This is a genomic window from Bacillus fungorum, from assembly GCF_002746455.1.
Lineage (GTDB): Bacteria > Bacillota > Bacilli > Bacillales > Bacillaceae_G > Bacillus_A > Bacillus_A fungorum.
Map to the genome: position 1 here is coordinate 69,794 of NZ_NWUW01000007.1, position 12,939 is coordinate 82,732.

Consider the following 12,939-nt stretch of genomic DNA (forward strand, 5'->3'; position numbering starts at 1 on the left):
CACGCCTCCTTTATAAATGAAATATTCATCACTATGTATTGTATTCGTACATAATTGCAAATTATGACTCATATAGAAAACTAAAAGGGGCAGGGGGAGTGCGGATGGAAAGTGTTACAACATGTATTGTATTAGAATCTAAAAACTTAAAGGAAACATTATATTTTTATGAAGGAATTCTAGGTTTTAAACCGAGTAAGAAGAGGCCACAAATACGTGTAACAGGTGTGTGGTATGATATTTGTTCAACGAGAATTTGTTTTGTTGTGAACAGGGGATTGGGAGAGTATCGAGAAACTGTTACATCATCAGTGAAGGAACTATTGTTAAAAACTACAAATATCGAGCGGTTAAAGAAAAAGTTAGCGTTTTATCAAATATCATTTGTAGAAGAGCGCTGCGGTGAAGAAGTTAGAATAATATTTCATGATCCAGATGGTTATACACTTCAATTTACTTCAATAGAGAACATAGAAGAGAGATTTTTGCAATGTAATAATCTGAATGGTGAATAAAAAAATATTGACAAGCTTAGGCAAATATTTTAATGTGATTGTATAAAATTGTGTATATAAAGGGGAGTAACTTATTACAGTAAAGTCGTCATTACAGGGAGAAACCCTCGGCTTTATTGGCAACGTTTCGTTGTTAGTGAGACCTTTACCAGCAATGGTAAAGGCCCCTTATTGTCTTTTTTAGGACCCTTACCATATTCGGTAGGGTCCTTTTTGTATACAAAGAGAGGAGATATAAAAATGAAAAAACTTATAAGTAGATTAAGAGTTGTATTTCATGTTCGTCGTTTTGTTCCATTCCTATTTGACTTTTTCACTTCAAAAGAGGTTTCAATAAAGAAGAAAATTTTATCTATTGCTTTTTTAGTTGGTTATGTAGCGATGCCGCTCGATTTAATTCCAGACTTCTTACCATTTATCGGTATTTTAGATGATATTGGAATTGTGTTATTTATTTTGAACCGAATTGTAAAAATGGCGCCAGTACAATTGCAAGAAAAGCATAATATGAATGTAGGATAGGAGTTAAAAGTATGGAGCAAATTATTTTAGATATAATTGAGTATTTAAAGCAGTTTTCTTATTTTGGAGTTGTGTTAGCTTTAACTTTTGAATTTATTCCAGCAGAAGTAGTTTTACCCATGGTTGGATATTGGGTGTACGAGGGAGATATGAACTTTTGGCTAGCTGTATTAGCTGGAACACTGGGCGGAACGACAGGACCTTTAACGTTATATGCGCTTGGTTATTACGGAGGGCGTCCTCTACTAGTGAAGTACGGAAAGTACTTCTTCATTAAAGAAGAACAAATTCAAAAAGCAGATAATTTCTTTGAGAAATATGGACCAGTTGTAGCATTTGTTGGACGCTTTGTGCCAGGGGTTCGGACGCTTATTTCTGTTCCGTGTGGTATGGCAAAAATGAATATATGGAAATTTAGTATATATACATTTGTAGCAATGTTTCCGTTAACGACTTTGTATATTTATTTTGGAATGAAATTAGGTCCGCATTGGGCAAAAGCGGCGGATGTTGTTGGACAATATATGCTACCTATATTAGCGGTCGTAGTTATTGTTATAGGTGGGATATTAATCTATAAATTTATGAAAAAAAGAAACAGAACGGAATCTATCTAGTCATTGGTACTGAAGTTAAAATTTTAAAAAATAGATGAATAGTACAGGCAAAAGACTCTGGGGGACATACACATATAAGGAATAAAAAAGAGAGAGGGGAAAGGCTATGGCTTGTGAATGCTCAAGTACAGTATTAACATGCTGCTCAGATAATAGTAGTAATTTTGTCCAAGATAAAGTATGTAACCCGTGGTCTAGTGCTGAAGGTAGTACATTTACAGTTTATGCAAATAATGTGAATCAAAATATTGTTGGTACAGGATATTTAACTTATGATGTTGGGCCTGGGGTGAGTCCTGCGAACCAAATTACGGTGACTGTTTTAGACTCAGGTGGAGGTACAATCCAAACATTCCTAGTAAATGAAGGTACTAGCATTTCATTTACGTTTCGCCGTTTTAACATTATACAAATTACAACTCCTGCAACTCCAGTAGGTACGTATCAAGGTGAATTTTGTATTACAACTAGATATTTAATGTCATAGAGAGGGGAATTAATATGGGGAATTGTAGTACAAATCTTTCGTGTTGTGCAAATGGACAAAAAACAATTGTCCAAGATAAGGTATGTATTGATTGGACAGCAGCTGCAACTGCAGCCATCATTTATGCTGATAATATTTCGCAAGATATTTATGCATCGGGTTACTTGAAAGTAGATACTGGTACTGGTCCTGTTACGATTGTGTTTTATAGTGGTGGTATAGCAGGGACTGCAGTGGAAACGATTGTTGTTGCCACCGGAAGTAGCGCATCTTTTACAGTTCGCCGTTTTGATACTGTTACTATTCTTGGGACGGCAGCTGCTGAAACAGGAGAATTTTGTATGACGATTCGTTACACTTTGTCTTAATATATAGTGATTTAAAGATTACTAAAAAGCGTGCAAACGATTCATAAGTTTGCACGTTTTTTAGTAGACTTTTGATTAAATTCAAAAGCGATAATTTTTTGTTATAGGCAATCTCGCTTTGATTTACAATAAGTTAATTGGAAACAGTAACGCCCTTCAATATAAATAGAAGGGTCTGGTGAAATATCGATAATTGAAACGGATTGTAAATCAAAACCTGTGTACGAAATAGTGTTTCCAGGTAAAACTGTAAAAGTATTTGTGGTAGAACCGATTATTTGGACAGATAATGCATTAGTACTATTCCTATTATTGTATATGGAGATAGTGCCAGATAATGAAATGATTCCGTCGTTTTTCCAAACGTTTACTGTAGTATAAGTTTGTTTTAGTTGTTTTTGAGAAATTGGAATAAAATCATTTGAGATAAGAATATCTCCAGCGAACTCATTGGTAACTAATTCGGCGTCACATCGGTCAGGTGGGGGAATAGGAGGAGGACAGGAGCAAATAGGTTGACAAATGATAGATAAAGGAGCAAAACAGCCGATGTTTTTATGGGGTTTCAATGGAATCCCTCCTTTTTCATAAGATTGTTTCCTATTAGTAAATGTAAAAGTATGAAGAATGTTGTTAATAAATGGACAAAAAATGAAAAAATTAAATAGTTTACTAGGCTTACAAAACGGCATAGTTTGTTGGGATAGAGAAGTAAGAGGTGTCTATTAGACAAAAAGGGCTGTTTCATATAAATGTGGCATTTCACATTTAATTAACTGTATATTTACAAAAGTGAAATAAATTTGATTTGCAATTTATACGAAGTTAATATGTAGTCGCTACAATAAACATTGTAATTAATTCATTATATGAGGAGGATTTACGTGAACAGAACTGCTTTAAGGGAAGTAAAAGGCCTTATTGGATTATTAATGGTTTTTGTATTAGCATTTGTATCATTTCCGTGGAGTACATCAGTTAAAGCGGAAGAAAAAAAGCAAGAAAAGGCACCAAGTGAGAAGAAGATAGTTTTTCCAGTTGTAAGTGATGTACATATTAAAAATAGTGGAACAGATGATACGTTTCGCTGGAAACGAGCAATCGAGCAACTTAATACACTTGCACCTAAACAAGATGCGTTTGTAATCGTGGGAGATTTTACTGATTCAGGATCGGTACAACAATATGATCGTTTCATGCAAGTATATAATGAAAATGCAAATAAAGATGCCGTGCGAATGAATTCTCTTGGTAACCATGATTATTGGAACGGTTTATCTGTAGAGGGCGCGCAGAAGCGTTTCTTAGAAAAAACAGGAATGGAATCGATTTACTATCACAAAGTTGTGAAAGGGTATCATTTCCTTGTTATGTCTCCGGAAGATGGGACAACTCATGGATATTATTCAGACAAGCAAATTAATTGGTTAAAACAAGAAATGGCAAAGGCACAAAAAGATGATCCAGAAAAACCGATTTTCGTATTTTTACATCAACATATTAAAAATACAGTATACGGTAGCCAAGAATGGGGAACGCAAGATAGTGCGAAAATTAATGCGGTATTAAAAGAATATCCACAAGTTATTACGTTTTCAGGTCATTCTCATTATCCGTTAGATGATCCAAGATCAATTCATCAAAAAGACTTTACATCAGTTGGTACATCTTCTGTAAGTTATATGGAAGTTGAAGGTGGTAAAGTACAAGGGAATATCCCGCCAGGAGCTAGCACATTAAGCCAAGGCTTATTAGTAGAAGTGGATGATAAAGAAGTAACGATTAACCGCCGTGATTTCCATACGAATTCTTGGACAGGTGAACCTTGGAAAATTAAGTTACCAACGAAAAAAGAATCATTTAACTATTTAGAAGATCGTGACAAGGAAAAACCATATTTTGCTAAGGATGCAAAACTTGCTGTATCAAATGTAACAGAAAATGCAGTGACAGTAACATTCCAACAAGCGTTGGACAACCTTCTTGTACACTCTTATCGTGTACAAGCTAGAGATAAGCAAACTGGAGAAATAAAGAATAAATTGTTAGCATTCTCAGAGTTTTATCGTGATCCAGTACCGAAAGAGCTGACATTTACACTTGCAGGATTAGATGGCGGAAAAACATATACACTTGAAGTTGTTGCGATTGATTCATTTGGCAATGAAAGTGTACAACCGTTAACGGCAGAAATTACTACGAAAAAAGATAATATTGACCCGAATGTGAAAGTACCAAAGGCTGATGTTTTTGATGTGAACTTTGCAGAGGGTACATTTAAAGATAATTCACCATTTAGTACAAAAGGTGATGTTAAGGGCAATGTAACTATTGAATATGATAAAGCATTGAAAAAAAATGTTATGAAGCTAAATGGAAAAGCAAATACATTTGGATATCTTCCGTTTTCAGCAGCACAAAAAGAGAAAGTAGCAAATACGTTTACGTTAGAAACTGTATTTTCAATGAATGAAATCCGTGGGCAAGGTATTTTACAAAATACAGAGAGCGGCGGAATTGGTTTTGAATCTACAGGAAGTGGATATGTTGAATTATGGGCTCATATTGGCGGTAGCTATAAGCGTGTTGGCGTTCAATTAGAGGCAAATAAAACGTACCATTTAACTGGAACGTATAATGGAAGTGAAGTAGCCATTTACGTAGATGGTAAAAAAGTAAATAGCCAACCAGCTACAGGGAAAGTATATCACCCGAACGTACCATTTGCATTTGGAGCTGACCCTGATAGTAACGGAAATGGTGGTATTCCGTTAAATGGACAAATTGCGCTTGCAAAATTATATAGTAAAGCGTTAAGTTCTTCAGAAGTAGTAGCAGCGTATAATGAGTTTTCTAACCGTACAAAGTTAGAAGAGGTAAACGCTTTATATGAAGAGCTTGGAAAAGTAAAAGAAGTATTAGCTGGTACGTATGAGTTTGGTGACAAGCCAGGTCAATATTCAAAGGAAGCATTTCAAGAATTAGAGAAAAGTTATAATAATGCAAAGCAAGTGTTTGAAACTGTAGGGAGTACGGGGGAACAAATTGTTCAAACGTATAATGAATTAAAAACAGCAAATGTGACATTTGTACAATCTAAAGTAGCAGAAGAACAACCGAAAACACCGAAAGAAAAATTACAAATCAATATTGAATCTGCAAAAGCGGTAGTGAAAAAAGCGCAAGCTGCAAATGTAACGGACGGTTCAGTGAAATCACTGAGTCAAAAGATTACAGTGGCAGAAGCTGTATTAAAAGATGCAAAAGCAAAAACTGAGTATGTAGAATCAATGAATCGTACGTTAGAATATGCGATTTCACTCGTTGAAAAAAGTATGAACAAATAAGAGAGAAGAAAAAGAAGCTTATCATGATAGGCTTCTTTTTTGTTATACTAAAAATAGCATAGAATGAGGGAGCGAATAATTTGGAAGAGAAAAAGTTAAAAAGAATTCTTGAATATGTATGGATCGCAGTTGTGCTCCTTGTAGGATATTATTTCTTAAAAGAAAAAAGTATTTGGGTTCTATTTCTAATGACATTTTTATTAGCGGGTTTAGGCACGTTATTTATTAATTTCTTCTTTGATAGTCTAAATGCATGGAAGAAGAAAAAGAAGGGAACGAAGTAAAGGAGGGAATATATGAAAAAGTGGAAGCTCATATATCAGGTGATTATTTTCCTATTGCTTGTATGTATTGGAATTGTTAAATACTCGACACCAATAGGAAATTGGGCGTGGTTTACAGCTTGCATCGGCATATTTTTCATTTTACAATCGTTAACGAAAAAACATAATCAGACATGAAGAAAGCTCGCCGTTTCATCGGCGAGCTATTTTGTTATGCTTTTTTCTCTTCATCATTTGTTTTTTCAGTAGCTAAGTGACTATGTTTTCTAGAGTAGAAGAAATAGAAGCATAAGCCGACTATAAGCCAAACTACAAAGCTAATCCATGTCGTTTTAGACAAATTGATCATTAAATATAAACAGCAAAGAATTGCAACAACTGGTAATACAGGTACGAAAGGTGCGCGGAATCCGCGTTTTAAGTCAGGGTGTGTTTTTCGTAAAATAAGTACAGCACAGCAAACGAATGTGAAGGCTGTTAACGTACCGATGTTCACTAAGTTAGCTAATACATGTAAGTCTAAAAGTCCTGCTAATAAAGCTGAAACAACGCCAGTAATCCACGTGTTTAATAAAGGGATTTTTACTCTTTTATTCACACGTGCTAACGCTTTTGGAAGTAAACCGTCGCGGCTCATCGCATACGAAACGCGAACTTGTCCATACATAACAACTAAGAGGACGGTTGTCATTCCAGTCATTGCCCCAACAGCGAGTAGTCCTGCAATTGTATCTTCACCAACGAAATGTAAGGCAAATGCAACTGGATCAGAAACGTCTAATTGTGTATACGGAACCATACCTGTTAAAACAAAAGATACAATCATGTATAAAACAGTACAAATAAGAAGGGAACCGATAATGCCAATTGGTAAATCGCGCTGTGGTTTTTTCGTTTCTTCTGCAGCGGTTGCGATTGCATCAAAACCTAAGAAGGCGAAGAAAACAGTGGCAGCCCCAGTAATAATACCGTCGTATCCGAATGGAATGAACGGAGTCCAATTTTCAGGTTTTACATATTTTGCGCCTGCTACGATAAAGGCGATAATAACAGCTAACTTAATAAGAACCATAATATTATTAATGCGTGCGCTTTCGCGTATACCGAAACTTAAAAGACCAGTAATGATTAGTAAAATACAAACAGCTGGTAAATCGATAAGACCACCCTTTCCTACGCCAGGTGCCGAGGCAATTATGGCGGGCAGATGGATGTTAAATCCTTGTAATAAAGATTGTAAATAACCAGACCAACCGACAGCTACTGCTGCGACTGCAAGTAAATATTCGAGCATTAAACACCAGCCGACGATGAAGGCGACGACTTCTCCGACTGTCATGTATGCGTAAGTATACACACTTCCTGAGACAGGAATAGAAGAAGCAAACTCAGCATAACAAAAGGCTACACAAGCACAAGTAAATGCAGCAATAAGGAATGATAGCATAATACCAGGACCAGAATGTTTCGCTGCGACGATACCTGTTAATACAAAGATCCCTGTCCCAATTACGGCGCCAATTCCTAAAAACGTTAAATCAAGTGCCGTTAATGTTCTCTCTAACTGCCGTGGTGATTCAGTACTAAGCGCTTTTTTTCGTAATAATGACTTCACTTTGGACTCTCCCTCCGTTTTTCATTTCCATAACCGCGAATATAGTATGAGCCCACTAAAAAAGAGTATGTAAGTAAATGGAGGTACAGTTATGGTATATAGTTTTTGAAATTGCTGGATTCATTTTATTATAATTCAGAATATTTTGTCAAATTAAAATGTGACAAATAAAATGCGAATGAATAGGGGAAACTACTTGCAGGAATGGACCAGGGTTAACAGAGTGATAAAACCACTCATAAAAGTTTCACTTTATAAAGTAGGAGAAGATGCTATGTTATTTTATTTTGAACTTGTCGTCATTTTACTTTGTACGAAATTAGCTGGTGATATTAGTGTAAGACTTGGTCAGCCTTCTGTACTTGGTAAGCTAATTGTCGGTATTATTATTGGCCCAGCTGTACTCGGTATTATTAATAGTTCTGAACTAATTGATGAACTGAGTGAGATTGGTGTTTTACTCCTTATGTTTATGGCGGGACTTGAAACAGATTTGGAAGAGCTAAATCGGAATTTGAAATCGTCATTTGCAGTAGCGGCTGGTGGAATTATTTTTCCTTTCATCGGTGGTTATGTAACAGGATTACTGTTTGGATTAATGCAATCTCATGCCATTTTTTTAGGATTATTACTTTGCGCAACGTCAGTTAGTATTACGGTGCAAACGTTACGTGATTTAGAGAAAATGAATACGAGAGAAAGTACAACGATTTTAGGTGCTGCCGTATTTGATGATGTCATTGTTGTTATTTTATTAGCATTTGTTATGAGCTTTTTAGGAACGCAAGATGTGAATATAACACTTGTTATCGTAAAGAAAATTGTTTTCTTTGTTAGTATTGTTTTCATCGCATGGAAAGTTGTTCCCTGGATTATGAAAATGCTTGTGCCACTTCGTGTAACAGAAGCGCTAATTAGCGCAGCTCTTATTATTTGTTTTTCTTTTTCATACTACAGTGAAATGATGGGGATCGCTGGTATTATTGGAGCATTTGCAGCTGGGATTGCCATTTCTCAAACAGAGTATAAGCACGAAGTAGAACATAAAATTGAACCGATTGCTTATGCAATATTTGTTCCAGTGTTCTTCGTAAGTATCGGAATGGAAATTACATTTCAAGGTATCGGAAGCCAGCTTTGGTTCATTATCATTATGACTCTCATTGCGATTTTCACAAAGTTAATCGGATCAGGTTTAGGAGCAAGACTAACAGGGTTCAACCTTCAATCTTCTATTAGTATCGGTGCGGGGATGGTGTCGCGCGGAGAAGTAGCGCTCATCATTGCTGCGAATGGACTTACGGCGAATCTATTAGCGAAAGAAAATTTCACAGCGATTGTTATTGTTGTCATATTAACGACGATTATTACGCCGCCGCTTTTGAAGAAATATTTTGTATAGAGAGGAAGGGCTTATCTGATGTAGGTAAGCTCTTTTTTATTGGAAAAGCAATCGTCATATAGCGTGAATAGGGTGCAATTATGGTAAAATCTATGTATATGATGTAGGCAAGGAGAGAAATGTGTGAGGATTACAAAGGGGAAGGTTATAGGCGTAATGATACTCCTTGTATTGTGCATACCATTTACTGCTGGGAAAGAGTCAAAGGTGAAAGATTTTCCGGTTTCTATTTTTTCGGAAGAAGCAGATGGTGAGTACAATCAGAAGCTGAAATATACTGCTTTTTTACCTAATGTTGCGATTTGGATGAACGGTTGGGAAAAGAAGTGGACAGAAGGGGAAAGAACTGTCTATCAAAAAGGAAATCGCATTGTAAATGTGTTTCATCCTCCTGGTGATGATGGTTTTTATCTTCTTGAAGCAAGAGAAAATAAGTGAACGCAACCGTAAGAAGTGGAGGTTAAATAGTGAAAGCTTCAACGTTACTATTTAAAATTGAAAGTAATATGGATCAATTTTCACCAGCTGAGAAGAAGGTTGCCATGTACATAATGGAGAATGCAGAGATTGTTCCGAACTTAACGACGAAAGAAGTGTCAACGAATGCAGGCGCAAGTGAGGCGAGTGTTGTTCGCTTTTGTAAGTCGATTGGAATCGGAAGTTTCAAAGCATTTAAAATCGCGCTCGTTCGTGAATTAACGATTGCTGATTATAATATTAATGATTTTTCAGTGATGAATACGGAAGATGGACCGTACGACTTGTTTAATAAAGTTACATATGTGAATAAAGCTGCAATTGAGGCGAGCGTTACTGCTATTGATAAGAAGGAACTGGAGAAAGCAGCGGACCTTATTGTAAATGCGGATAAAATCATATTTTACGGAGTAGGCGGATCAGCTACTCCGGCGATGGACGGTGCTTATAAATTTACAAGGCTCGGATTTACAGCGATGATGCTATCTGATTTTCATATGATGTTGCCGCTTGTGACAAATTTAAAAGAGGGCGATATATTTGTAGCGATTTCAACATCTGGTTGTACGAAAGATGTACTTGAAATGGCACAATATGCGAAGAGACAAGGTGCAACAGTTATTGCGATTACAAAGCTTGATCAATCATCACCGTTATATAAAGAGGCGGATATTCGTCTTTGTATGCCAGATGTAGAACAAGATCATCGTATTGCAAGTATTGCTTCAAGAATGACGCAATTGAACATGATAGATGCTCTATATGTGATTACCTTTAATCGTATTGGTAATAAAGTGTTGGATCAATTTATGGAAACAAGAGAAGAAGCTTTGCGATTACGGAAGCTGAAATGAGAAGATGGGGAAACCCATCTTTTTTTGCATACTGACGGACATAAATTCGTCATGAAAAGAAATTAAATTTCATAAAATAATAAAGTGATATTGATTTTAAATTTCTTAAAGTTATAATAAAAGCATGAAATTAAATTTCAAAGCAGGTGGTAATATGTTAGAAAATTTATCGACAGAACACCGTAATGAGAAGACGATGAATTTAGATGAGATGAGCATAAAAGAAGTTTTACAAAGTATGAATGAAGAAGATCGAACTGTTGCATTAGCAGTTGAAAAAGAGATAGAACAGATTGAAAAGGTTGTGCAAACTGTAATTAAATCATTTGAAGAAGAAGGGAGATTAATTTACATTGGGGCTGGTACGAGTGGCCGTTTAGGTATTTTGGACGCGGTTGAATGTCCGCCGACATTTGGCACAGATGATAAAATGGTACAAGGATTTATAGCAGGTGGATTGAAAGCGTTTACTAAAGCGGTAGAAGGTGCCGAAGATCGCGAAGAGTTAGCAGAAGAAGATTTAAAAAGTATTAGATTAAACGAAAAAGATACAGTGATTGGTATTGCTGCAAGTGGTCGAACTCCTTATGTAATTGGCGGCTTGAAATACGCGCATAGCGTGGGAGCGAGTACAGCTAGTATCTCCTGTAATAAAAATGCTGAAATAAGTAAATATGCAAAACAAAATGTGGAAGTAGAAACAGGTGCAGAAATTTTAACAGGCTCAACGCGTTTGAAGGCTGGTACAGCGCAAAAGTTAGTACTTAATATGATTTCAACAGCTTCTATGATTGGTGTTGGGAAAGTATATAAAAACTTAATGGTAGATGTTCAATCTACAAACGGAAAGCTAGTAGAACGATCAAAACGAATTATTGTGGAAGCAACAGGCGCTAGTTATGAAGTAGCGGCAGAGTACTATGAAAAAGCAGAACGTAACGTGAAAGCTGCAATTGTTATGGTGTTACTACAGTGTGAGTATGGGGAAGCACTGGAGAAACTAAAAGAAGCGAAAGGGTTTGTGAAGAAGGCACTATAAATAATAGGGAGGGGGATTCTATTATGAAGAAAGAAGAGAGAATGGCCAAAGAAATTTCAGAGCAACTTGGGGGAGTGAAAAATATTCGCGGTATTGCTCATTGTATGACGAGGCTGCGATTAACGCTTCATGATGAAAGTAAAGTGAATATGGACCTTTTGAAAAAGGTTGAAGGGGTTATGGGTGTTATTGAAGATGAGACGCTTCAAGTTGTCGTTGGACCAGGGACAGTAAATAAAGTAGCAGCTGAAATGGAAGGTTTAACGGGACTGCGAATTGGTGAGGTGGCAGATCATCACCTTGAAGATCTTGGGCAAGAGATGAAGTCAGAGATTAAGAAGAAAAATAATACACCAGTGAAAAACTTTTTAAGAAAAATAGGAAGTATTTTCATTCCGTTAATTCCTGGTCTTGTTGCGTCAGGTATTATAAACGGGGTTGCTAACTTTGCGAAAAACGCAGGTGCTGATCCGAATGCAACGTGGCTACAAATGCTACTACTTATTGGCGGCGGTATCTTTACATTCTTAGGGATTTTAGTCGGTTGGAATACAGCGAAAGAGTTTGGCGGGACACCAGTTCTTGGGGCAATTGCTGGTATTTTAATTTTTAACCCGGCAATGGCGAACGTGAAATTATTCGGTGAAGCGCTAGTACCCGGACGGGGCGGATTGTTTGCAGTTATTTTTGCAGCATGGCTTATGGTTGTAGTGGAAAAACAAGTTCGAAAAGCTGTGCCAAATGCAGTTGATATTATCGTGACACCACTCATTACTGTGTTAGTGGTAAGTATCGTAACGATGTTAGCCATTCAGCCGATAGCAGGTTTCTTATCTGAGGGAATTACAAGCGGAATTAATGGTATTTTAAATATTGGCGGCGCGTTTGCGGGAGCAGTGCTTGCTGGAACATTTTTACCGCTCGTTATGGTCGGATTGCATCACGGTTTAACACCGATTCATATGGAGTTTATTAATCAAACGCACGTAACACCGTTATTACCAGTACTTGCAATGGCTGGCGCTGGGCAAGTAGGAGCAGCGATTGCGATTTTTGTAAAAACAAAAAACAAACGACTTCGTAACGTAATTAAAGGTGCATTGCCAGTTGGATTTTTAGGAATTGGTGAACCGTTATTATACGGGGTTACATTACCACTTGGGAAACCATTTCTTACCGCTTGTTTAGGAGCAGCTGTCGGCGGTGCATTCCAAGCAGTTATGAAAACGGCGGCACTTGGAATTGGCGTATCAGGATTATCATTAATTCCGTTAATTGCTGATAATAAATATTTATTATATTTCCTTGGATTAGTAGTGGCGTATACTTTCGGATTCATCTTTACGTACTTCTTCGGATTCAAAGAAGAAATGGCAGAAAACATATAGAGAAAGGGATTCCTTTCTCTTTTT

15 protein-coding genes are annotated in these 12,939 nt (G+C 36.6%); 13 read left to right on the forward strand and 2 right to left on the reverse strand.

All coding sequences use genetic code 11. The features are described from left to right. Positions 1–104 precede the first annotated feature (104 nt). The 5 genes from CO726_RS12240 (at position 105) to CO726_RS12260 (ending at position 2,509) form a co-directional block, all read left to right on the forward strand. On the forward strand, positions 105–515 hold the full coding sequence (locus tag CO726_RS12240; RefSeq protein WP_099684413.1) for a VOC family protein: 411 nt from the start codon (positions 105–107) through the stop codon (positions 513–515). 240 nt (positions 516–755) lie between these two features. Beyond that, positions 756–1,037, forward strand: coding sequence for a YkvA family protein (locus tag CO726_RS12245; RefSeq protein WP_002116431.1), 282 nt, complete (start codon positions 756–758; stop codon positions 1,035–1,037). A gap of 11 nt (positions 1,038–1,048) precedes the next feature. Then, positions 1,049–1,654: a DedA family protein gene (locus CO726_RS12250; RefSeq protein WP_099684414.1), complete on the forward strand. Its 606-nt coding sequence runs from the start codon at positions 1,049–1,051 to the stop codon at positions 1,652–1,654. A gap of 106 nt (positions 1,655–1,760) precedes the next feature. After that, a complete protein-coding gene (locus CO726_RS12255) occupies positions 1,761–2,141 on the forward strand; it encodes a DUF3992 domain-containing protein (protein WP_098761328.1) in 381 nt (126 codons plus the stop codon). A gap of 14 nt (positions 2,142–2,155) precedes the next feature. Then, positions 2,156–2,509, forward strand: a complete 354-nt coding sequence (locus CO726_RS12260) for a DUF3992 domain-containing protein (protein ID WP_098761327.1) — start codon at positions 2,156–2,158, stop codon at positions 2,507–2,509. 101 nt (positions 2,510–2,610) lie between these two features. On the opposite strand, the gene CO726_RS12265 is transcribed toward CO726_RS12260, so the two are convergent. Beyond that, positions 2,611–3,078, reverse strand: a complete 468-nt coding sequence (locus CO726_RS12265; protein ID WP_099684415.1) for an S-Ena type endospore appendage — start codon at positions 3,076–3,078, stop codon at positions 2,611–2,613. 315 nt (positions 3,079–3,393) lie between these two features. Between CO726_RS12265 and CO726_RS12270 the strand changes: the two genes are divergently transcribed. The 3 genes from CO726_RS12270 to CO726_RS31765 all read left to right on the forward strand — a co-directional run bounded on the left by CO726_RS12270 (position 3,394) and on the right by CO726_RS31765 (position 6,317). Next, positions 3,394–5,856 (forward strand): LamG-like jellyroll fold domain-containing protein, encoded by a 2,463-nt coding sequence (locus tag CO726_RS12270; protein ID WP_136699590.1) that lies wholly within the window; start codon positions 3,394–3,396, stop codon positions 5,854–5,856. Between the two features lie 80 nt (positions 5,857–5,936). Then, a complete protein-coding gene (locus CO726_RS12275) occupies positions 5,937–6,140 on the forward strand; it encodes a hypothetical protein (protein ID WP_000391504.1) in 204 nt (67 codons plus the stop codon). Positions 6,141–6,152: 12 nt separating this feature from the next. Further along, entirely contained in the window at positions 6,153–6,317 is a 165-nt protein-coding gene (locus tag CO726_RS31765; protein WP_098761324.1) for a hypothetical protein, read from the forward strand. 34 nt (positions 6,318–6,351) lie between these two features. Here the strand turns inward: CO726_RS31765 and bcaP are convergent, their stop codons facing one another. After that, the gene (bcaP, locus tag CO726_RS12285; RefSeq protein ID WP_099684417.1) at positions 6,352–7,755 is read right to left on the reverse strand and encodes a branched-chain amino acid transporter BcaP; all 1,404 of its coding nucleotides are present in this window, start codon (positions 7,753–7,755) and stop codon (positions 6,352–6,354) included. A gap of 178 nt (positions 7,756–7,933) precedes the next feature. Between bcaP and CO726_RS12290 the strand changes: the two genes are divergently transcribed. The 5 genes from CO726_RS12290 to CO726_RS12310 all read left to right on the forward strand — a co-directional run bounded on the left by CO726_RS12290 (position 7,934) and on the right by CO726_RS12310 (position 12,915). Then, complete coding sequence (locus tag CO726_RS12290) at positions 7,934–9,157, forward strand: cation:proton antiporter (protein WP_136699609.1); 1,224 nt, start codon at positions 7,934–7,936, stop codon at positions 9,155–9,157. Between the two features lie 123 nt (positions 9,158–9,280). Further along, the gene (locus tag CO726_RS12295; protein WP_099684418.1) at positions 9,281–9,595 is read left to right on the forward strand and encodes an outer surface protein; all 315 of its coding nucleotides are present in this window, start codon (positions 9,281–9,283) and stop codon (positions 9,593–9,595) included. Between the two features lie 29 nt (positions 9,596–9,624). Then, entirely contained in the window at positions 9,625–10,488 is an 864-nt protein-coding gene (locus CO726_RS12300; RefSeq protein WP_099684419.1) for a MurR/RpiR family transcriptional regulator, read from the forward strand. Positions 10,489–10,642: 154 nt separating this feature from the next. After that, positions 10,643–11,527 (forward strand): N-acetylmuramic acid 6-phosphate etherase, encoded by an 885-nt coding sequence (gene murQ / locus CO726_RS12305; RefSeq protein ID WP_099684420.1) that lies wholly within the window; start codon positions 10,643–10,645, stop codon positions 11,525–11,527. Positions 11,528–11,550: 23 nt separating this feature from the next. Further along, positions 11,551–12,915 (forward strand): PTS transporter subunit EIIC, encoded by a 1,365-nt coding sequence (locus tag CO726_RS12310; RefSeq protein WP_098761318.1) that lies wholly within the window; start codon positions 11,551–11,553, stop codon positions 12,913–12,915. Positions 12,916–12,939 lie beyond the last annotated feature (24 nt).

Bases quoted from the DNA above. Each gene is read 5' to 3' on its own strand.
- CO726_RS31765 (WP_098761324.1), top strand. From the start codon at position 6,153: ATGAAAAAGTGGAAGCTCATATATCAGGTGATTATTTTCCTATTGCTT.
- CO726_RS12245 (WP_002116431.1), top strand. From the start codon at position 756: ATGAAAAAACTTATAAGTAGATTAAGAGTTGTATTTCATGTTCGTCGT.
- murQ (WP_099684420.1), top strand. From the start codon at position 10,643: ATGTTAGAAAATTTATCGACAGAACACCGTAATGAGAAGACGATGAAT.
- CO726_RS12255 (WP_098761328.1), top strand. From the start codon at position 1,761: ATGGCTTGTGAATGCTCAAGTACAGTATTAACATGCTGCTCAGATAAT.
- CO726_RS12250 (WP_099684414.1), top strand. From the start codon at position 1,049: ATGGAGCAAATTATTTTAGATATAATTGAGTATTTAAAGCAGTTTTCT.
- CO726_RS12290 (WP_136699609.1), top strand. From the start codon at position 7,934: ATGAATAGGGGAAACTACTTGCAGGAATGGACCAGGGTTAACAGAGTG.
- CO726_RS12240 (WP_099684413.1), top strand. From the start codon at position 105: ATGGAAAGTGTTACAACATGTATTGTATTAGAATCTAAAAACTTAAAG.
- CO726_RS12310 (WP_098761318.1), top strand. From the start codon at position 11,551: ATGAAGAAAGAAGAGAGAATGGCCAAAGAAATTTCAGAGCAACTTGGG.
- CO726_RS12260 (WP_098761327.1), top strand. From the start codon at position 2,156: ATGGGGAATTGTAGTACAAATCTTTCGTGTTGTGCAAATGGACAAAAA.